We start from the raw sequence: 18,711 nt of genomic DNA, 5'->3' as shown, positions 1-18,711 counted from the left end.
TCACGCGGTGACCGTCGCTACGTCCGCAGCGACACGGTCACCGGGGGGTTCGTACACCACCATGCCGGACGCAACCCAAGGACGAGTGGACCGACACCGGGATCTACGCCATTCTGGAACGCGAATGGACCGCCGACACAGCTTTCCAGAATCGATAGAGCATTGGCGCGGTGGAGATCCCTTCGAGAAGATTGCAAGTGAGTTCAGCGTGGGGTGATGAGTGGAAGCCGGTAGGTCCCCTGAGCGATGGCAGCGTCACCTCCGTAAGCGCGGATGATGACGGTGAACGGTCCGTCTGGTGATGGGAGCCAGTTGGCGCCTTCTTTCGGATCGGCGGGGCGATGATGCTGGACGTAGAGGGTGAGGGAGCCGGTGTCGCTGTAGTGGATGCCGGGCGTGCGGTCGCCGATGGAGTACCGGTCGATCTCGTTGGCGCTGAGCAGCCGCTGGGGCAGGGTGTAAAGGGTCGCTGACCAAAAGAACCGTGCTTTGGGAAGTTGGTCGGCGGAGAAGGTGATCGTGTAATCGGCGGCGCCGGTGATGTGGTTGCCGGCAGAGTCGACGAGCCAGCCGCCGTACCAGGCAATCGCGGCCGGCAGTCCGTAGAGACCCTTCTTGGCACCGACGTTGCGGTTGTCGTACGCGCCCGCCATCTCCTCGCGAGTACCGAAGAGCCCGGTCGAGCTGGACGCGCGGGCGGCGACGTCCTCGAGATGTGCGATGCCGTCGGTAAGGCCTCCCTCGAACGCAGCGCGATCCTTCTCGCTGAGATCGGCGCTGCGGAAGGTGCCGCCGCCGATGCCCACCGATGCCATCCGGTCCCGAATGTCACGGTCCTCTTGCAGAACCGGCGCGAACTGCAAGAGGTGATCGAGGTAGTCGTAGAAACGGATGTCGGTTGCGGCGGCCTCGATCCAGGCCGGCCATGCCACCGGCTCTGCGGCCGGCGCCGGGGGTGCCTAGATGCTCGGACAGCGGAACGGCTGTGTAGGAGTGCTTGATGCGGCGCAGGTCCGCGACGTCGCCATCGGTAAACGCGGTGCGGCCGAGGCAGCCGACGATGTCGGTGGAGGCCAGGATCACCCCGTCGAACCCGTCGGGTGTGCCGCCGGTCCACGATGGGCCGGTTAGGAGGTACTGGCCAGCACCCGTCGTGCAGGTGGGAGGATCCACATCCTCAGCACGGACGCGAGTCGGGAGGAGGCCCTGGCGGCGAGGTGCACGTTCAGGACGGAGGCGGTCCCGGGCGGGCGCGCGTGATGTGGGGCTTTTGTCAAGGGGGTGAGGTGATCCGGGGGGAGGGGTGCACGGTGGGCCGAACGCACCGAGAAGCTGCGCCGCGTCGGATGGATGGAGGGCTTAGAGCCTCATGAAGACCATCGTCACGGCGTACGGGTCGTATTCCACGGGCACTGAGCTGGCGGATGCCGTGACAGGCTACGGTCTCGCGTTGGCCAGGGATCGCGCCGTGGATGTGGTGGATATCCCTTTCGTCACCGCGGGCGGCCGCATAGCGCGTGTGCAGCTGAGGGTGGGCTGGCTCAGCGACATGTCGGCCGTCACGGTGGACGGCATCCGGGACGAGTTGCTTGAGGACGCTACGCTGCTCACGCTGATGGAGCAGACCGAAGCCCTCGAGTGCCCCCGCGGGTTTCCACTTGCCGAGGAGGACGTCGAAGACCTCCGCTCCGCTCAGCGCAACTGGGACGACATCGTCTGAGACTGCGCGTACCGCCGGCGGGCTGCCTACCGGACCGGTGACTCACCGCCGCTGGCCCGCGATGGCGATTCTCGCCGCGGCCAAGGTTCTCCGTATCGCCAACAGAGGAACGAGCCCATACTGAATTCACCGGCCGTTTCTTCGGGTGGCACGCTCGGCACCGACCGAGAGCCCATCGACGCAGCCCTCTGGAGAGGCGCGATCATGGGCAAGTTCATCTACGACGGGCTGGTGAAGGTCGATTTCGACGATCGTCTGCTGGCTCACCTGCAGCTGGTGATCGGAGCGAAAGTCCGCCGTGGCGAGTCGTTCCACTTCACCTGGAAAGACGACGCCAGCATCGGCAACGGCAGAACGACCGTCTGGATCCATCCCCGCGTCTCGGTCGTGTACACGTTCTACGGCAGCAAAGCACCGGTGATCAATCGGGCCTGGGTCGATGCACTGATGTCCACCGCGAACTCGCCCACCGGACTCTACGCGGTGCCCGAACCTCCCGCCCACGAGAACGGCAAGACACCAGAAGTCACCAGGAAGCTGCACGAAGCGCACTGACCTGCACCATTCCGCAACCGGGCGTCCGCCCACGAGAAGTACGCGGTCGCCACGCTCATAGACAGCGGCGGGAGCTCCTCGTCACCGAGCCGAAGGTGAGTGGTGGGTTCCCACTCGTTGATCCCTATCCACACCGTGTCCGGATCGCGGACCATGGCGGGCGGCCGATTCGGATTCATGAACGAGTGAGGGTGTGAAGCGGCCTGTCTGCGAAAGACTGGGGCGCGACGGATCGCTTCCCGGAGGTCGCCTGCAGCCCCCCACCATTTGTGGTGTGACGTCAGGCGACGGTAGCGGGGGTGGATCCCCGGCGCTACCGTGCAGGGAAAGTCGTACGTGTACCCGCCATCGTGAGCACTCTGGTCTCCACTCTCTCGCAACCCGGCGTGACACTTCACGCCCGCAGAGGTCCGCGCGCGCCTGCAGAACCGATTCGCGATGGCCTTCCGCGTGGCCAATCACAAGCGGCCAGCCTCGCGAGCCGCACGCGTTGCCCAGTACGTCGAAATGCTGCAACGAGGGGAACCGTTCACTGACGACCACTGAGAATACGCTGACCCGACGACGGAACCAGCTCGAGCACGCCGACGCGTCGAGCGTGCTGGTAGGTGCTGAGCGCCGCGAGCGTCGATTCTGCGCCGCGGTTTTCGTTGCGGCCGTTCGCTTCGAGCCCATCGAAGCCGGCGCCCGATTCGGGGTCGAACATGGCGGTGGCGGCGTCGTTGTCGCCCGCGAACCATGCCCAGGCAGAGGCGACGCCATCGCGCCACGAGGACTCGCCGGTGAGTTCGTAGGCGCGCGCGCACGCGTCGGCGATGGCCGCGACTTCGATCGGCTGCTGATCGAATTGCGCGGACCGCTGCGCGGGACCGCGCCCGTCGGTCCCTGTCACCGAGAGGTGCCCGTGGCTCGTCTCGAGATCCACGAGGAAGCGCAGCATGGAAAGGCCGCGCGCGACGATGCGAGGGTTGTCTGTCGCTGTGCCGCCGGCCAGGAGCGCCTCCGGAAGCGCGGCGTTGGCGTAGCGGAGCCGCTGCTCTGGCCATGGCCAGCTGTCATCGGGCGGGGTTGGGATCGACGAGATCCCGTCCAGCAGCAGAGCACGGGCACAGAGATCGTCGGGGTATGCGGCGAGGACGTCCGCGGCTCCGAGCGTCGCGAACGCCAGAGCTCTTCCATGCGGCGATCGCACGGAGGCCGCGCGATGGAACGCGGTCAGCGCGCGGGAACGGGTCTGGCCCGTCGGAGCGTGGGCGGCTGCGGCGCCGAGGGCTTGAAGCGCTCGACCCCACCAGTCGCCGAGTGCCGGTTCGTCTGTCCAGCCGCCGCCGGCCGCCATCCGGTTGTGCACGCGGCCGTCTTTGTCGACGGCACCCTCCAGGAAACGAAAGCACGTGTCGGTGAGTCGGAGCAGAGCCGGGGTCGGTTCGGGTTCGCGCAGCAGCACGACGAGCGCGCGAGCAACGTCGTCGACGCAGTATCCGTGATCCCGGCGCGGCACATCGAGGAGTGCGTGTTCGAAGACGCCGTGGTCATCGGACAGCGCGATGAGATGCGAGAAAGAGGGCCGGCTCCCGCACCCGATGTCGTCTTCGTCTCCCGTCACGCCGCAACCCTCACCATGCGATGGGCGATCGCGCGATAGTGATCGGCGACTCTCGGCCACGAGAAATCATGCGTGTCACGCAGCCCCGCTTGATGCATCTGCTCCGCGGCCCCCTCTGCTTCGAGGATCGTGCGGATGGCGGCGGCCATCGACTCCGGGTCCTGGTGCCTCGCGATGACGCCCGCACCGCGGCCCAACAGCTCGACCGCGTGCGGAAAGCCGGTTGCGACCACCGGCACGCCCGCGGCTACAGCCTCGATCAGCACTCCCGACGTGGCCTGATCGCGCGAGTCGTAGGGCAGCAGGACGACGTCGGCGCCGGCGACGAGTTCCGCAAGCTCTGTGGCGTCGCGGTAGCGATCATCGAGCGTGACGATCGCGCCGAGGCCCAGGTCGGTGATGAGCTGCTGCAGCGCTTCACGGTAGCGCTCGCCATCATGCGCGAGAACTTTGGGGTGGGTCTGGCCGGCGATGACGTACTCGACGGGGGGAACCGTGTCGCGCAGGCCCGCAATCGCGCGAATGCCCCACTCGAGTCCCTTGCCCGGCGAGATGAGTCCCCAGGTGAGGATCCGCTTCGAGCCGGTGCGCTTTGTCACCGAGGTCGCGCGGGGCACCGGGACGCCGTGAGGAATCACGTGAACCTTGGATGGTTTGACGTTGTACGACCGATTGAGAATCTCTCGCGCGTTGTCGGTCATCACCACGACGGTCGCGGCCAGCTTGCACACCGTTTCGAGTACTGCTCGTTGATGCGGCGTGGGCTCGCTGAGCACCGTGTGGAGCACGACGATCGCGGGTGTCGCCAGAGATCTGAGCAGCGGGATGATCTCGTCGCCATCGGGTCCGCCGTAGATGCCGTACTCGTGCTGCACGATCGCGACGTCGCATCCATCGAGCGCCCGGACAGCCGTCCGCATGCTCACACGGTCGCGCGCGATCAGTTCGGTCGTCGTCGGGACGCGGCCGACCACTGCCGGATCAGGCCCGCTGTCGCGAACATCGAGGGCGCGCACGATGATGGGCGCCGGCACTCCATCTGTCGCAAGCTCGCTCGCCAGCGCTTCGGTGAAGGTGGCGAGCCCACAGCGGGTGGGCGGATACGTGGACAGAAAACCGAAGTGGGTCATGGCGACCATCTCTGTCGGCCTCGGAGTCATACGACGCCGAGGTTCTTCGAGACGTCTGCCGACGGCATCCCTCGTGGAACTACGCCTGCGTCGCCGCGGTCCGGTTACACGTCGGGCCGAACCCGCCGCGCTGTGTTCCGCACACTACACCACGCTCATGCGAGGCCTCCTGGCAGCTCAGGAGCAACCGGTACACCTCGAGGTAGCCGTCGACCATGCGCTCGACGTCGAAGCGGGCGCGGGCCCTCACGGCGACCGCGGTCCGATCAAGCGCCGCGCCCGCGTCGACGAGGGCGACGGCGTCATCGATGTCCTCTGCCAGGAACCCAGTGACTCCGTCGTCGATGATTTCGGGCATGGATCCGCGCCGATAAGCGACGACCGGCGTTCCGCAGGCCATCGCCTCGACAACGGACAGCCCGAACGGCTCATCGAAATGGATCGGATGCAGCAGCACGGCCGCTGAAGTCAGCACCTCAAGCCGCTCCGAGGGCCCCACGGATCCGCGATAGACGACCCTGTCGCCGTCGATGTGGGGTTTGATCACCGCCTCGAAGTACCCGGCATGCTGAATGATCCCGCAGATGACCAGTCGGCGCCCCGTGCGCCGGGCGATCTCGATCGCATCGGCGATGCCCTTGTCGGGGTGGATGCGCCCGAAGACCACCAGGTCCTCGCCCGTAGATGCCGAGCTGCCCTCGAACTCCGTCATATCGATGCCGTGGTGAACCGTCGCCAGATACTCGAGGGAAGGAGACCGGTCCGCGTCCGAAATCGAAACGAACGCCGACGACGAACGTTCGTATGCCGGCAGGATCGCGTCGCCGGAGAAGCCGTGGATCGTCGTCACCATAGGTGCAGCGCATTGAGCGCCGAAGACGAGCGGGAGCCAGTCGAGCTGATTGTGCACGATGTCGAAGTCGCCCGACCGTTCAAAGGCATGTGCAATGTGGAGCGCCTCCCACACCCGGCCATCCATGCCGGCATCCTCGGCGTAGCCGTGGGGTGCAACCGATCTGAGCGTGGCCGATGTCAGAGAATCGGCCGTAGCGAAGAGGGTGACATCCACGCCACGGCGCACAAGACCTTCGGTCAACAAGCTCGTGACACGCTCCCACGGGCCATAGTGTCGCGGCGGCGTCCGCCACGCGATCGGACCCAGCATCGCGACCCTCATCGGCGCGGCCCGCCGCCCCAGGTGCTCACCGACCCGCCTGAACGGCACCGAAGCGCAAGGCGATGCCGGATGCCCAGCCTGGCGCACGCCCGTCGCCGGGTGGTCGGATCCGCATCGCATCGATCCCGGAGGTCTGAAGGAGCCAAGACACGAGGGAGTTGGAGTTCCACATGTCGCCGCATCGGAAGGCGTCGCGCCCCCAGGTGGGTGTCGGCACGGTGCTCACGCGTGCAAGGAGGGCGCGCGCCTCCACCTGCGGGAGGGCGAATCGCACGGGCGAGTCGATCGCCCACGCAGGGTCGGGCAGTATGCCGTCCGCCAGCACCGTATCTCGTAGCGAAAGAATCGCGAGCGGCCCAGCCAACGCGCTCCCACGGGTCCGCTGGCGACCACTCCGTGGGAAGTCGTCGGCACGCCCCACGCCGGAGTCATCATGGTCAGATGGGGCCGCTCGTCGACGATCACTTCGAGCGCGGCGTGGAACAGCGGTTGCGGCGCGCGATGCTCTCCGCGAGCTCGCATGAGTTCCCACCACCTGCTGGTGTGGATCACCACGCGCCCGCCGGCGCGGACGGGCAGCCACCGAAGATCTACGTGACTGTCAGTCATCGCTACTGTCTCGGCTCGAGACTTTTCCTTGCCGGAGTGGTCGGACCGGTGACGGGACGGGACGCCCAGCGGCGCTCAGGGGCCCGCGGAGTGGCTTTCAACGGTTCTTGACTCGAGTGACGGCATCGGTGTTGGCGACTCGATTGTTCGCCGCCTTCTTGTCGGCCTTCGCCGTGCGCTTCTCTTTCAGGGTCTTCGCAGGCGCCGTTTTGCCGCCTTCTTTGCGCGTGGACTTCTCACCCATGGTGTTTTGCTCCTTCGAGAGCCACGGTGACCCTGTTAAGGCTGACGTTACATGCAGCGCGAGCGGTCGACCGACCAGACCGCCCGAGGGACAGCACAAGTCCAGTAGCGGATCCCTCTGCGCGCAGCGTGGTCCAGCTGCTGCAATCCGGGATTGCGGTCGAGTCATCCCGACTGATCGAGTCGTCGTGGCCGCCTCCGCCGACGCGCGTACGGACGGGATGCCGAGATCGCGGGCGATGTGGCGGCTCAGGCTCGGCTTTCCGAACTGGAGGCCGCCCACCGCCGGCAGCTGACACCCGTTGGCGATCCCGCCCCGAGCGTCCCCGCCCTGGACACGGGACGCGTCCCGGTCGCTGAGCCGGTCGAAGGGGCCTCGCACGAGTTCGACGTCGGTCCCGCACGCTGTCGACGGCGCGTTCGCCGAGCATGAGCCTGCCGGAGGGTCGGGCGAGGAGTACGACCCCGTCGAGGCCGGGATCGCCGACTCCGACCCCATCGGAGGAGCCCCCGCGGGACCGTGGTGGCACCGCCGCCGCTGGTTGCTGATTCCAGAAGCGCAGGACCGGGGAGCGGAACAGGTGCTCGCACCGGACTACGTGCTCGAATTGGTGTCGGTCGGTGCGGACGTCGATGAGCCGCAGGACAACCTCGGCACTCTCGACGCGCTCGGTCTCAGTGCCGATGAGCTGCGGCAATACGAGAGCTTCAATGGTCACCGTGTTTGGAGCGGAGGGTCTCGCTACGGCATGGTCTGTCTGCTCGTGGCGACCCATGCGCTCCGCGAGCGGAACGGCTCCGAGGGGTGTTCCCCCAAAGGCCTCGAAACCGTCTCGGAGAACGTGTGGTTCGAGGCGGAGGGTCTCACCCGATTCGTGCTCAAGGGTGACCACGTCGAGGTCTACGTCTTCCACAGGGCCGCCGACCCGTCGCAGGGCTAGCTAACGCACCGCGCCCTGATGTCACGCTCGGTGAGCATCGCTCAGCGGGCAGTCAACACTGGTCGCCGGCGAATTGACCGATTGAAGGACGCTGGCCGATGCTTGCGACTTCGTGGGTCTGTCGGCCCATTGCTCGTGAACTCAGAGTGACGCGTTGTTGTGCACTCGTCCGGTCGCTGCCGGGCGCAGGTCGCCCGTCAGCGGTCCTGCAGGACCGAGGCATCCCGCCCTCACTCCACTGTTCATGTTGTTGCGGTTGAGCCGTTTCACGAACCGGCATAGCGTTCGATTCATGAAAACCACGACGTCGAGAGACGCTGACTCGAGCGTCGTCGCGTCGTGCATTGCCCTCGCGATGGCTGTCGGGTCCGCCGCGATGCTCGCCATTGCAAACGCCATCTGGTACGGGATTTCAAGTTCGGGTGGCTCCGCACTCAGCCTGCTATTCATCGGAGCGTGGGTTCTGCTCGCCTGGGCGGCGATCGTCGCGATAGCCGTGCTCGTGTACCTCATACATTGCACTGTGACCGGTGACCGACGTGAGCCGCTTGAATTCGTGTTGGTCGCCGCCTCGATCGTGCTGGTCATGGGGATCGTGATGGCCCAGCCCCTGAGTGGGAGCGCATCCGCCTGACCCTCGCCGCATACTGCGGCTGAAAGTCGAACGAGCGTGTGACCGCGCGATCCCTACTCGGGCGGTAGTGGAGGGATTGTTCACTGTCGTCCCGCAGAGGGGCCGCCTACTGAGGACCGGTAGGTGGGCGGACGCCACCATACGGTGCCGGAGGCAATGCGAAGGATGCCGTCGTCTCGCAAGCGCTCGTCGCGTCTGTCGCCAGCGTGGCACACGGTCCTACACTCGCGGCATGAGAACTGGACTGGCAAAGGCCGGCTGGATCGTGCTCATCGTGCTGAACGCTGGGATGCTGCTCAATCACCTGGTCGCGACGTTGTTGGTGGCGACGTCAGCGGACGAGGGCCGGATGTTCATCGCCTACGCGGTCGTGAACGCGTTGGCCCTGCTGGTGTTGTTGTTCGCCTATCGCGCCAGGCAGCGCTGGGCGTGGGCTTCGATCTGGCTCGTAGTGCTGGCGACCGCGGTCACGATCGCGTACGGCATCGACACAATCGGGCTGATCTACGTCGCCGTGGCCGGCGTGATGGCACTCGCCCAGTTGGCAACGGCACGCGAGTTCTTCGGCGCGGTGCAGGCTTAGCCCAACTCGGAGACGAGACCGCCGCCCTGAGTACGGATCGTCATGCGGGCAACAGGCACAAGATCGTTGAGAATCGTCCCGTAGGAGGTCCGCGCAGCGATCGCGGTCGGCTTCAACGTGGGGGAGCGGGATCACCCATTGACGCGATCTACACATCCGAGCGTGATGGGAGCGGCGCGAAAGATCGAGCTGCCGCGGAGCTGAGCAGGAGCAACGGGCGTCGGCGGGCCTGTCCTGCGCCACATCGGTCCGAGTAGGTCAAGGCTCACGGAGGGGCCGGCCGGGTCGGCGGCTACTATTGAGGACGGTCGGGGCCGTGTATTCCAGTCCGTTCCTGAGCTCGACTTGTGTCCAAGCCACGGGCGCTTCGGCGAATACGGGCTCGAGCATGTTCCACGTGAGCTCGGGGTCTTCACCGATGAAGTAAAGCTCGTAGGTGGAGTTCCCGACCTCGTTTCCGTCGATCCATCCGGCGCCGGCATCGGCCAGAGCTTGATCCGCGGCCAGCTCGGTTTCGAGAAGCGCCTCCATCAAATCGCCATCGAACTCGCTGGGTCGGTCTTCGTACACGACGAGGTCACCAAGCTCCCCGCAATCAACGTCCCCACCAGGAGGCGATCAAAGGGACGAAGACGCACTCGTCGAGCCTAGGTGGCCGCCGACGAGCGCGATGTCGTTCGCAGCCCCGCTGTGGATAGTTGGCGTTGAAAGCGACACGGAGCGTGCGCTCGATGGACGGTCGACTACCGCACGGGATGCCGCTCGCTGAGCGAGCGGAACGACGCTAGCTGAGAATGACCGGGTCCCTGCTGGTGGGTGGCCCGCTTGACCAGTTGTGGTCAGGGCAGGGTGACGAACGATGCGAGGAAGTCTCGGGCCGACGGAGTGTCCAGCCGGTACGTCTGGTTGGTGGCGCGGCACCATCGGTCCGTCCGTACTGTGGTCGAGACCACAAGGTCGCTCTCGACCCCGCCAAGGAAGTGCGGGCCTCCCGAGTCGCCGGCACAGATGCCTCCGTCCCCGGTGGAGGGATTTTGCGACAGCTCGAGAGAGTTCGGCCTCAGCGATTGGAAGCCCTGCAGTGCGTAACGGCGCGCACCGTCGCGGCCCTCGTTTGCGTGCGGCCCGCCGGTCTTGTCCGTGCGCACGGCGCCGTAGCCAACTGTGGTGAACGTCTGGTCGCGGAGCTGTCCGCTCGCCTTCAGTTGATCGAGGAGGCCCGCCGTGGGCAGCTCAGCAGGGGTGATGTCGGGTGAGCTGTCAAGCAGTATGACGGCGATGTCGTGCGTGTCGGCCTGACCGCCCGAGCCCCAAAGGGGGTGCTTGATCGCGGTTCCAGCGATGAGCCCAGCTGGCGCGGACGCATCCTCATCGTAGGTCGTGGCGAACGAAACCCAGTATGTCTGCCCGACCCTTTCGAGCACATCGACGCAGTGAGCCACGGTCAGGAACACGTCTTCGGAGATGAGCGTTCCCGAACATGTGATGTCGGGTCCCGGGCTGGCGGCATTCCGGTCTATCACGACGACGCCGACGTTTGGGTGCAGTTCGCCGTCTAGGTCTCCGAAGGTGATCGCTGACGCCGGGACAGCGCTCGAGCACACGAGGGCCAAGGCGATTATCGGGATGAATAGTCGACGCATGATCGAGTCCTCCTTGACTTCACCGTGCTGCCGCGGTCCGATCAGCACCATTGAACACCCGGATTTTGGCCCAGTCCATAGGGCTCCTCGCGGAGTCGAAGTCTCCGGGAGAGGGCTCGATCCCGACGTCGCTGGTCTGCAGACGTTGGTTTAGGTTTGCCTCCCCAGTCGCGACCGTACAAGCGGCAACTGATCGCTCGGCAGTAAGCCGGTCCACTTGCGGGCAAGGCGCGTGAGGCGGCGTTGACGTCGGAACACGTCGACTGATTGAGTCAGCGGCGATCCCTACCCGGCACCGAGCGCGGGATGGTCGACCATCGTCCCAGGGAGGTCCGCCTATCGATCCCTCGGCGGACGCTTGCATCGATTGCCGACACTGGTCGCGCTGTCGATCGTCAACGACAGGGTTCTGGAGCGTCGACGGAAATCTTTCTGGAGACGCGTGAACCTTTCGGAGGTTCGCGGACACTACTAGGTATGGGCAACGACGAGGCGGCGGAGTGGGCGCTGGTCTGCGCCGGAGATCCGGCGGGTTTGGCTGCGTTGTTCGACCGCCATGAGGCGCGCCTGTTCCGTCACGCGTGCCGATTGCTCACGGCGCGGGAGGACGCGAAGGATGCGGTGACGATCGCCTTCTTCGAACTGTGGCGAAAACGCGCTTCGGTGCGGTTGGTGGAAGGGTCGCCGCTGCCGTGGATGTTGAATACGGTGGCGCATTGCGCGCGGAACCTTGAGCGGTCAAGACGCCGGTACGGTGCACTCATCGCTCGCGCTCCGCGACCGGAGCCGCCCCGGGAGCTGTCCGGGAACGATGAGAGCGGAGTGCTTGCGGCGTTGAGGCGGCTGCCTCATCGAGAGCAGAGCGTGGTCGTGCTGACCGTGTTGGAGGGGTACGGGGAGCGGGAGACCGCGCAGACGCTGGGAATCCCGGTCGGAACGGTGAAGTCCCGCCTCACGCGGGCCAGGGAGAAGCTTCGCGACGAGATGACTGCGATGGGGGAATGATGGGCACCGAGGACGAACTGACCGCCCGCGAACACGACGAGATGCGGGATCTAGTGCTGGCAGGCACGCAGCGAATCCGTTCCGCCGACAGCTACCGCATGCAACTCGTGGCAGCTTCTCTCGCGCTGCTCCTTGTCGGCGCAATGACCGGCGGCATCGTCACCGCGGCCCTCCGCAACGGCAGCAGCCCGGGTCCTGTGGCTTCCGGTGATCCCAGCCCGACGCTCACGGTCCCCGGTATCGGCGATCCCAACCCCGGCACCGTCTCGAACGGGTGGGTGGCGTTCGAGATGAATGGGCTGGAAAGAGGCATCTACCTTGTCAAGGACGGCTCATCCGCTCACCGGATCGCCGGTTCCGACAGTGAGGATGCCGAGCTCGTGTGTCCCGCGTTCTCGATCGACGGCACCCGGCTCGCGTTCGGCCAGGCAACCCACGACGCAGACTCGGGCGGAGAGGACGCCTCCCTCGTCGTCGGCGAGGTGAGCGCCGACGGGGATCTGTCCGCGCCGGAAGTCGTCCCACTCGACGGCGTGTCTGCACCGCCGTGCCCCATCTGGTCGGCCGATAGCCGGTGGATCGCGTTCGGGGCCGGCACGTACCATCGGTCCGGTGAACCGCATTACGTCGACGAGGTGTGGCTGCTCGACACCGATTCCGGCGAGGTCCGACGGTTGAAGATAAACGCGAGCGACCTCGAGTGGGCGCCGGATGTGTCCGAGCTCTACATCACCAGCGAGAGCGGGATTCGGGTCTACTCGGTGACAACCGACGAGACACGCGCGGTACCGGACACGTCGGATGCGGTGGCGTTGGCGGTGTCGCCCGACGGCCAGGCGCTCGCCGTACAGCGTGCCCTCGCAGGGTGGGGCGCGGAAACGCGCCTCGACCTGTGGCTGATGGCCGCCGACGGGTCCGATCAACGCCTCCTGGTCGCCGACTACGGAGTCATGCATGGCATCGGACCGGTGTGGTCACCAGATGGAAACCGCGTCGCGTTCCAGCGGAGCTGTGACACATATGTGGACCAGTCCGGCGAGGAGCGTATCTGCCGAGAAGAAAGCGAAGCCGTCGTCGTCCCCGTCGGGGACAACGATCCGCTGGGAGCGTTCGGGACCCAGGCGGTGATCGCTCCGCCGCAGTCACCCTCCAGTGACAAGCCGCGGATGTGGTTCCCGGTCAGCGTCACCTGGTCGCCCGACAGCACGACGCTCCTCTACCGGGCGTGGTCGCAGCCCGATCTCGCGGCGCCGGACGGGGTCAGTGGAGTGGTGGCCGTGCGTGTCGACGGTTCGGCGCCACCCGCCGTGCTTTACGAAGGACAAGACCTTGGAGGCTACTCGGGGTACCCCTGGAACGTGTACCAGGGCTGGGGCAGACTGCCTGCCTGATCCGGAGCCAAAGCATCATTGTCGGCCGTTGGGAGTCAGTCACCCATCCAGCCGGCTTACGGGTCCCAGGTCGCGGCGAGTGCCGTCTCAGATGGGATCCGCTTGCGGGCAATCAGGGTCGAGGCCTGTGACGCTGGATCGCGCTCCAATCACTTCGACTGGTTGAGTCAGCGACCATCCCTAATACGGGAGTAGAACGTGACTTCAGGCGGCTGCTGGGGTGATGGTGACGTTGTAGCCGAGGTTGCGGAGTTGTCGGATGGCCTTGTTCTTGGTCCTGTCGGGGTCGGTGTGGACGTAGAAGTCGGCGCCGGGGTCGGTGTATGCCTCGCCGTTTTGGAGCATGTGCCAGACAGCGACGAGGAGGGTGTGCTCGATCGCGACAACTGCTTTGAGTGGGCCGCGGCGAGCCGCGATGCGCCGGTATCTGGCGCCGAGGTAGGTGCCCTTGGTTCGGGACACGGACAGGGCGGCGACGCCGAGCGCGGCTTTCAGGTACTTGTTTCCGGGGCGGGTGTGAGAGGACTTAACCCTGCCGGCGGACTCGTTCTGGCCGGGGCAGACACCCGCCCACGACGCCAGTCGCCCCGGTGTATCGAACACGCTCATGTCGCCGCCGGTCTCGGCGATGATGACGTCGGCGACCGCGACGGAGACGCCCGGGATCGTGATCAGCACGTCCCGGGCGGGACGAAAGGGCACCATCGCGTCCTCGATCCGGGCGGTGAGCCGATCGATCATCCCGGTCTGCGTGTCGATCTGGATCACGTACTCGCCGACCAGGAACGCGTGATGCTCGGTGAATCGGCCCTGTAATGCGTCGACCAGTTGCGGGATCTTGTTCCGCAACCTGCCCTTGGCCAGCTGGGCCAGGGCCTGGGGGTCGCGTTCCCCGGCGACCAGCGCGTCCAGCATCGCCCGCGCCGACGCGCCGGTCAGCGCCGACGCGACGGAGGAGAGTTTGATCCCGGTGGACTCGAGGAACTTCTCCAGACGCTGCACCTGCCGGGTCCGGTCCATGGTCGCGACCGCGCGGGCACGGGTGAGGTCCCGCAGTTGCCGGATCGGTTCCGGTGGCACGAACGAGGCCCGCAGCAGCCCGTGCGCGGCCAACTGCGCCAGCCAGGCCGCGTCCGACACGTCGGTCTTGCGTCCCGGGATGTTCCGCGCCTGCCGGGCGTTGACCAGCATCACCGGCAGCGTGTCTTCCATCAGGAAGTAAAACGGCTTCCAATAGTCGCCGGTCGCTTCCATCACCACCGTCGTGACCTGTTGGGCATGCAGGAATTCGACCAGCTCGAGAATCTGCGGCACCGTCGCACCCCACGTCGACACGCTCGTCGTGAACGTCCCCGCGCGCTTGCCCGGCACCCGGATCGCGACCTTCGCGTCACGTTTGGAGATATCCATCCCCGCCGCCCGCTCGTGCACCACATCCATCAGCAGCCTCCTTCAGACGAGGCCGGTCACGGGGAAGGGCGGGGAAGAAGTTCAGGAATCTAACACTCGTGCTCGAAGGCAACAATCCACGGTTCCCGTGGGTGTCCTTCCGCGTCACGCTACCCGACCGGCTCGAAGCACCAAGGGATCTCGACGTCACCACGACCGGCACCGCCAGCATCCACCTCGACAACCCTTGCCGACAAGAGCCAGCCACGCACGAGACTCCCGACCCCCACGGCGCGGCAGCGCCCCTGGAACGCTACCCGGGCAGCACCGAACAGGTGGTGTGCCGAGTCTTGGATTCAGCGCTGGAATGTGCGTGTCGGGCTGGCGCGAGTGTAGCCGCCGGCGGACGCATCTCGCCTAAGCACGGTGGGCAGCTCGTCCCTCGACCGCTCAGTGATCCCCGACCTCTCCGTTCGCAAGCACATTGCCGACGGCCGATATCGCCGGTGCAAAGAAGTAGCCACCGCCAGTAGGCGTGATCCATTCGCGGGGAAGGGAAAACCGCTCTCGGTCACCGCCGGGTAGGCGCAGTTCGAGGGTCCGCTCACGATCCCCGTGCACGTCGCTCTGACCGATGATCGGGTCGTGTCCGCTCGCGTTCGGCTGGAGGGAGGAGTTTGCCCAGCGCCGTGTGACGAATTCGAACTGATCCTCGATCGAGGACATATAGGCGACAAACATCAGGCCGCGTTCTGCGGCTATCAACTGGGGAGGGGGGTCTTTCACGCCGGCCAAAACAGGTCCATACGGGATCCCGCGCCTCATCATCAGTCTGAGCATCGTGTCGGCCGATGCGCCAAAGTCGGTACCGCTGTCGCGTGGGTTGACCTTGCGGATATGCCCAGCCATCGGGCAGGTCTGCCCGAAGATGTCGGCCGTCGCGCGCGTGTGATCGTCCTCCTTATAGCCAGCCTCGGCCAGTTCCTTACTTGGCAACCAATGTGTGGTGTCGTCGTCGAAGAGAAAGTGATTGTGTGCGAACTCGTCGCCCGCCAGCGAGAGGTCGTCCTCGTGCGGGGAGCGGGAGATGGGTGCGCCGCTGGGCCATCGACCCACCATCATAGATGCGAAGCGCACCGGCGACGTTCCGTACTCTCGGCTGGCTGTTGCGGCGAAGTCCCAGAATGCGGGAACATCCTGGTTGAGCCGCCTGCAGACGAGGTAGGACCCGTTACGCGCCCAGGCGGGGAAGTTCCCGTTGTCCTCGGCTGGAGCGAGGGGATCGGCTGGGTCCTGGCGTGGCAGGCCGAGGAGGAACTGACCTGGCCAAACCAGGGGTTGTCCGGGCTTTCCGAAGATGCGCGAGTGCGGATTGCGCGGGTCGAGGTAGCGCGGGCTGAGGTGCTCTCCGTCACTGGTCACGCCACGGATGCCCGGCTGCGATATGCCGTCCTTGAATCCGAAGTGCTCGTGTCCGGAGAGATTGCCCGGCAAGTTTTCGCCGACCTGTTCGAAGGACAGAGTGAGCCCTCCGCGTGCGGCCGCCTGCACGATCTCCGCCGCAGCCTGTTCAACGTCCTGCGCGATGTCCGCGGCGACGATGACGAGGAAGTCCACCTCTGAATCCGGCCCACCGACTCGCCAGCGCTCGCGATGCCCTGGAAGAGACTGCTCTGCTGGGTCGCCGAGAAGTGTCGAGCGCGCCGCCATGCCCTGACGAAATGCTTCGTCGCCCATCTCATCCCCAGCATGCTTGCCGAGCAACTTGCAGATGGCGTGATGGGACAGGGCGAAAGCGATCCAGGTAGCGGGCTTGGATGGCTCAGTCGTGCCTGTCAACAAGCGCTCGCGTCTGAATTCGCGTCTGAAGTCGAGCACTTCCTGCATGCTGGACAGACGTGGGGCAAGCCAACGAAGCCATGTGCGCGCGTCGTCCGTGCCGTTCATGGTTAGGAAAAGGAACCGTTGATGATCCTTATTGAAGCCTGGGAAGACATTCCCCTGGATGTCTGCAGCTGCCTGGCCATCGATCAACGGCTCGCCGGCCGGGACGGATTCGAGTGGTACAAGATCGGCATCGACAGGAGAGTCCTCCGTCGACGACTGTTTCAACGCGATGCCTGCGAGTCGCTGAACACCGACGTCCATGATCCCGGCCAAAGCTTCCATTCCTTCGCCGGTCATGACGGATCACCGCAAATGACGTGAGCCGCCATTGTGATGTGCTCGGCGATCTGGCTGCCGAACTCGATCGGCCGATCACCGATCCGAATGTCGCCCACCAGGAATCCCTCCGTGTCCGGCACTTCATAGCTGAGCCTCACTGTTGCGCCCTTCAGCCCGCGGTCGACGGTCCAGTAGTTGTCGACCGGGCTGCCGTCGGGTTTGGTCCAGCCTGAGTCGTCCCAGCCGATCATGTACAGGCCCGGGCGATTGGCTGTAGCAACGTGGAGGCCCTGGCGCGACATCGCCCAGATGTCCATGTTGATACGCGCATCAGCGCCCGTGGCACGGGAATACGGAACGGCGTCGTAGCCGTCATCCGCGTGTTGAGTCGGCTCGTACTCCTGGGAGACGCCGAGAAGGTCTCCCAAGGAATTGATACGCATGATGTAATGCATGATTCCGTCCGTCGTGTTCCACCTGTTCCGAGGATCGTATGTAGATAAGTCGGGGAAGAGATCAATGAAAGCGACGTGCGGGGAGACGTAACGCTTGTAGAGGTCCCACACGACGTCCCGATGGAGCGCCGCAAGGAGCTTCCAGTACTCGGGCGTCTCAGTAGTGAACGTGACGCGGGAAATCCGGCCCTCGACCCTCGTGACGTGCCACTCCAAGTACTCGATCTGCTTATCGCGATTCTCGGACTGCTCGTAGGCCGCGCGCCGGTTGTCGCGATGCTCCATAAGCAACGGCCTCGACAGCCCAGTCCAGGTAAGAGTCCGTTCGTGATCGCGCCGCACCGCACGCAGGGCAGGGTTCACGTAAGCGCCACGCCCGCTCACCTTCGTGGACTCCTTTATCAGTGCGCTCACGAGGTCATGCCACCGCTCGTGAAAGTCCTCACTCCCATCTACGTCGTCGAGGTTCGCGGGAGCTGAGAAGCGGACGAGGCCCATGGTCGGAATGTAGCAGCGTGTGACGTTGCCTTCTAGGGCAATGCTGTGAAGGTGCAACAAGCGCCGTCGAGCTCGCTGGATCTCGAACGCGCCCCGCGGAACTGCGAGGGGACAATGTCGGAGGGGTGTATTGAATTCGTCCCGATTGACTACCGCCCGCGGCCGCTTTCCGGCACCGGATAACCGTCTCATTAGAGAGGTGCTTCGCCCGAAAGACGTCGGGCGCTAGCCTGCGCGTCATGGAGACCGGTTCAGATACAGCAGGTGATTCTCGCGCCCGCATAATTGTCGAGGGCCCTGGCGGGGCGAAGGTCGGCGAAGGACCTCCTGGCGGTGGCGGTCCGATTAGGCAAACTTCGGAAGGGCCGCGGAATCAATTGGCGCGCATCCACGATATTTAGGACATCGGCGAGGCGGGGGAGCACTGCCGAGCGTACGACGACCAGGGACCATCGCTCGGCGGTCCGCAGCGGGTTCCCGGCGCGGGTCGCGACTGCAACTCGCCCAGCCGTTGTCGTAGTCCGGCGGGCTGCCGCCTCCTTCGCAACAGCCGTATCTCCCCAGCGCCGACAGCGTGTCGTTGACCATCGGTCCGTACTGACTGGCATCTCTGGCATGACCGTGGCACGTCCCGCCGTCGCCGTGCCTGTTCGCCCGCGTCGGACTGAGAACGTTTCAGTCAAGCGCCGCATCGTCACCGAGACACTTGAGTTCGACGGCTCTGCTGTCCTTGGATGTGTTTGTCGGCGTCTGCCGGCCCCCCCGACGCGGACACGACGCTCGAATGGTGACCTCGCTATGTCGGGCGAGCAGGGAGCTACACAACCGGCGGTGTTTCCCTTAGAACCGGTCCCGTAAGAGGCTGGAGGTTATATCAGTTGGCGACGTGTGTGGGGTGGGTTCGGGGGCTGCCCGGCCGGAGACGCCGGAGCTCCGACGCCGAGCACGAGCCGTCGATCGTGTTTC

At 65.5% G+C, this 18,711-nt stretch carries 20 protein-coding genes; 8 read left to right on the top strand and 12 right to left on the bottom strand.

Annotation, left to right across the window (positions count from 1 at the left end; translation table 11 throughout):
• Positions 1-203 precede the first annotated feature (203 nt).
• Together ACPW96_RS22535 and ACPW96_RS22530 are read right to left on the bottom strand one after the other, a co-directional pair.
• The gene (locus ACPW96_RS22535) at positions 204-932 is read right to left on the bottom strand and encodes a DUF1214 domain-containing protein (protein ID WP_425885887.1); all 729 of its coding nucleotides are present in this window, start codon (positions 930-932) and stop codon (positions 204-206) included.
• Positions 829-1,173 (bottom strand): DUF1254 domain-containing protein, encoded by a 345-nt coding sequence (locus tag ACPW96_RS22530; RefSeq protein ID WP_425885886.1) that lies wholly within the window; start codon positions 1,171-1,173, stop codon positions 829-831. The genes ACPW96_RS22535 and ACPW96_RS22530 overlap by 104 nt, the downstream gene beginning before the upstream one ends.
• A 196-nt stretch (positions 1,174-1,369) precedes the next feature.
• Here ACPW96_RS22530 and ACPW96_RS22525 point away from each other — a divergent pair, with 196 nt between their 5' ends.
• From ACPW96_RS22525 to ACPW96_RS22515, 3 genes are all read left to right on the top strand, one after another.
• Positions 1,370-1,720 (top strand): hypothetical protein, encoded by a 351-nt coding sequence (locus tag ACPW96_RS22525; RefSeq protein ID WP_425823809.1) that lies wholly within the window; start codon positions 1,370-1,372, stop codon positions 1,718-1,720.
• A gap of 204 nt (positions 1,721-1,924) precedes the next feature.
• Positions 1,925-2,275 (top strand): hypothetical protein, encoded by a 351-nt coding sequence (locus tag ACPW96_RS22520; protein ID WP_425885885.1) that lies wholly within the window; start codon positions 1,925-1,927, stop codon positions 2,273-2,275.
• A 420-nt stretch (positions 2,276-2,695) separates the two neighbouring features.
• Positions 2,696-2,821, top strand: coding sequence for a YdeI/OmpD-associated family protein (locus ACPW96_RS22515; RefSeq protein WP_425885888.1), 126 nt, complete (start codon positions 2,696-2,698; stop codon positions 2,819-2,821).
• On the opposite strand, the gene ACPW96_RS22510 is transcribed toward ACPW96_RS22515, so the two are convergent.
• The 5 genes from ACPW96_RS22510 to ACPW96_RS22490 form a co-directional block, all read right to left on the bottom strand.
• Complete coding sequence (locus ACPW96_RS22510) at positions 2,805-3,881, bottom strand: glycosyltransferase (RefSeq protein ID WP_425885884.1); 1,077 nt, start codon at positions 3,879-3,881, stop codon at positions 2,805-2,807. The genes ACPW96_RS22515 and ACPW96_RS22510 overlap by 17 nt on opposite strands.
• Positions 3,878-5,011 carry a glycosyltransferase gene (locus tag ACPW96_RS22505; RefSeq protein WP_425885883.1) on the bottom strand — a complete coding sequence of 378 codons (1,134 nt, stop codon included), beginning with the start codon at positions 5,009-5,011 and terminating at the stop codon, positions 3,878-3,880. Before ACPW96_RS22505 ends, ACPW96_RS22510 begins: the two co-directional genes overlap by 4 nt.
• A gap of 79 nt (positions 5,012-5,090) precedes the next feature.
• Positions 5,091-6,176 carry a glycosyltransferase family 4 protein gene (locus tag ACPW96_RS22500; RefSeq protein WP_425885882.1) on the bottom strand — a complete coding sequence of 362 codons (1,086 nt, stop codon included), beginning with the start codon at positions 6,174-6,176 and terminating at the stop codon, positions 5,091-5,093.
• A 37-nt stretch (positions 6,177-6,213) separates the two neighbouring features.
• Entirely contained in the window at positions 6,214-6,513 is a 300-nt protein-coding gene (locus ACPW96_RS22495) for a hypothetical protein (protein WP_425885881.1), read from the bottom strand.
• Between the two features lie 381 nt (positions 6,514-6,894).
• Positions 6,895-7,041 carry a hypothetical protein gene (locus ACPW96_RS22490; RefSeq protein ID WP_425823823.1) on the bottom strand — a complete coding sequence of 49 codons (147 nt, stop codon included), beginning with the start codon at positions 7,039-7,041 and terminating at the stop codon, positions 6,895-6,897.
• A 301-nt stretch (positions 7,042-7,342) separates the two neighbouring features.
• Here ACPW96_RS22490 and ACPW96_RS22485 point away from each other — a divergent pair, with 301 nt between their 5' ends.
• The 3 genes from ACPW96_RS22485 to ACPW96_RS22475 all read left to right on the top strand — a co-directional run bounded on the left by ACPW96_RS22485 (position 7,343) and on the right by ACPW96_RS22475 (position 9,198).
• Positions 7,343-7,981 (top strand): hypothetical protein, encoded by a 639-nt coding sequence (locus tag ACPW96_RS22485; protein ID WP_425885880.1) that lies wholly within the window; start codon positions 7,343-7,345, stop codon positions 7,979-7,981.
• A 292-nt stretch (positions 7,982-8,273) separates the two neighbouring features.
• Complete coding sequence (locus tag ACPW96_RS22480; RefSeq protein ID WP_425823827.1) at positions 8,274-8,615, top strand: hypothetical protein; 342 nt, start codon at positions 8,274-8,276, stop codon at positions 8,613-8,615.
• A gap of 232 nt (positions 8,616-8,847) precedes the next feature.
• Positions 8,848-9,198: a hypothetical protein gene (locus tag ACPW96_RS22475; protein WP_425823829.1), complete on the top strand. Its 351-nt coding sequence runs from the start codon at positions 8,848-8,850 to the stop codon at positions 9,196-9,198.
• Between the two features lie 258 nt (positions 9,199-9,456).
• On the opposite strand, the gene ACPW96_RS22470 is transcribed toward ACPW96_RS22475, so the two are convergent.
• Positions 9,457-9,729: a hypothetical protein gene (locus ACPW96_RS22470; protein ID WP_425885879.1), complete on the bottom strand. Its 273-nt coding sequence runs from the start codon at positions 9,727-9,729 to the stop codon at positions 9,457-9,459.
• Between the two features lie 308 nt (positions 9,730-10,037).
• Positions 10,038-10,841: a trypsin-like serine protease gene (locus tag ACPW96_RS22465; protein WP_425885878.1), complete on the bottom strand. Its 804-nt coding sequence runs from the start codon at positions 10,839-10,841 to the stop codon at positions 10,038-10,040.
• A 477-nt stretch (positions 10,842-11,318) separates the two neighbouring features.
• On the opposite strand from ACPW96_RS22465, the gene ACPW96_RS22460 reads away from it, so the two are divergent.
• Both ACPW96_RS22460 and ACPW96_RS22455 read left to right on the top strand, forming a co-directional pair.
• A complete protein-coding gene (locus ACPW96_RS22460) occupies positions 11,319-11,846 on the top strand; it encodes an RNA polymerase sigma factor (RefSeq protein WP_425885877.1) in 528 nt (175 codons plus the stop codon).
• Positions 11,843-13,237, top strand: coding sequence for a TolB family protein (locus tag ACPW96_RS22455; protein WP_425885876.1), 1,395 nt, complete (start codon positions 11,843-11,845; stop codon positions 13,235-13,237). Before ACPW96_RS22460 ends, ACPW96_RS22455 begins: the two co-directional genes overlap by 4 nt.
• A gap of 204 nt (positions 13,238-13,441) precedes the next feature.
• Here the strand turns inward: ACPW96_RS22455 and ACPW96_RS22450 are convergent, their stop codons facing one another.
• The 3 genes from ACPW96_RS22450 to ACPW96_RS22440 form a co-directional block, all read right to left on the bottom strand.
• The gene (locus tag ACPW96_RS22450; RefSeq protein ID WP_425885875.1) at positions 13,442-14,677 is read right to left on the bottom strand and encodes an IS110 family transposase; all 1,236 of its coding nucleotides are present in this window, start codon (positions 14,675-14,677) and stop codon (positions 13,442-13,444) included.
• A gap of 399 nt (positions 14,678-15,076) precedes the next feature.
• Positions 15,077-16,810: a Dyp-type peroxidase gene (locus tag ACPW96_RS22445; RefSeq protein ID WP_425885874.1), complete on the bottom strand. Its 1,734-nt coding sequence runs from the start codon at positions 16,808-16,810 to the stop codon at positions 15,077-15,079.
• Positions 16,807-17,745 carry a hypothetical protein gene (locus ACPW96_RS22440; RefSeq protein WP_425885873.1) on the bottom strand — a complete coding sequence of 313 codons (939 nt, stop codon included), beginning with the start codon at positions 17,743-17,745 and terminating at the stop codon, positions 16,807-16,809. Before ACPW96_RS22440 ends, ACPW96_RS22445 begins: the two co-directional genes overlap by 4 nt.
• Positions 17,746-18,711: the final 966 nt, after the last annotated feature.

This window comes from Micromonospora sp. DT81.3, assembly GCF_049847225.1.
Classification (GTDB): domain Bacteria; phylum Actinomycetota; class Actinomycetes; order Actinomycetales; family Microbacteriaceae; genus Microbacterium.
Note: the sequence above shows the minus strand (reverse complement) of the source record. Positions and strands in the feature narration are given on the sequence as shown.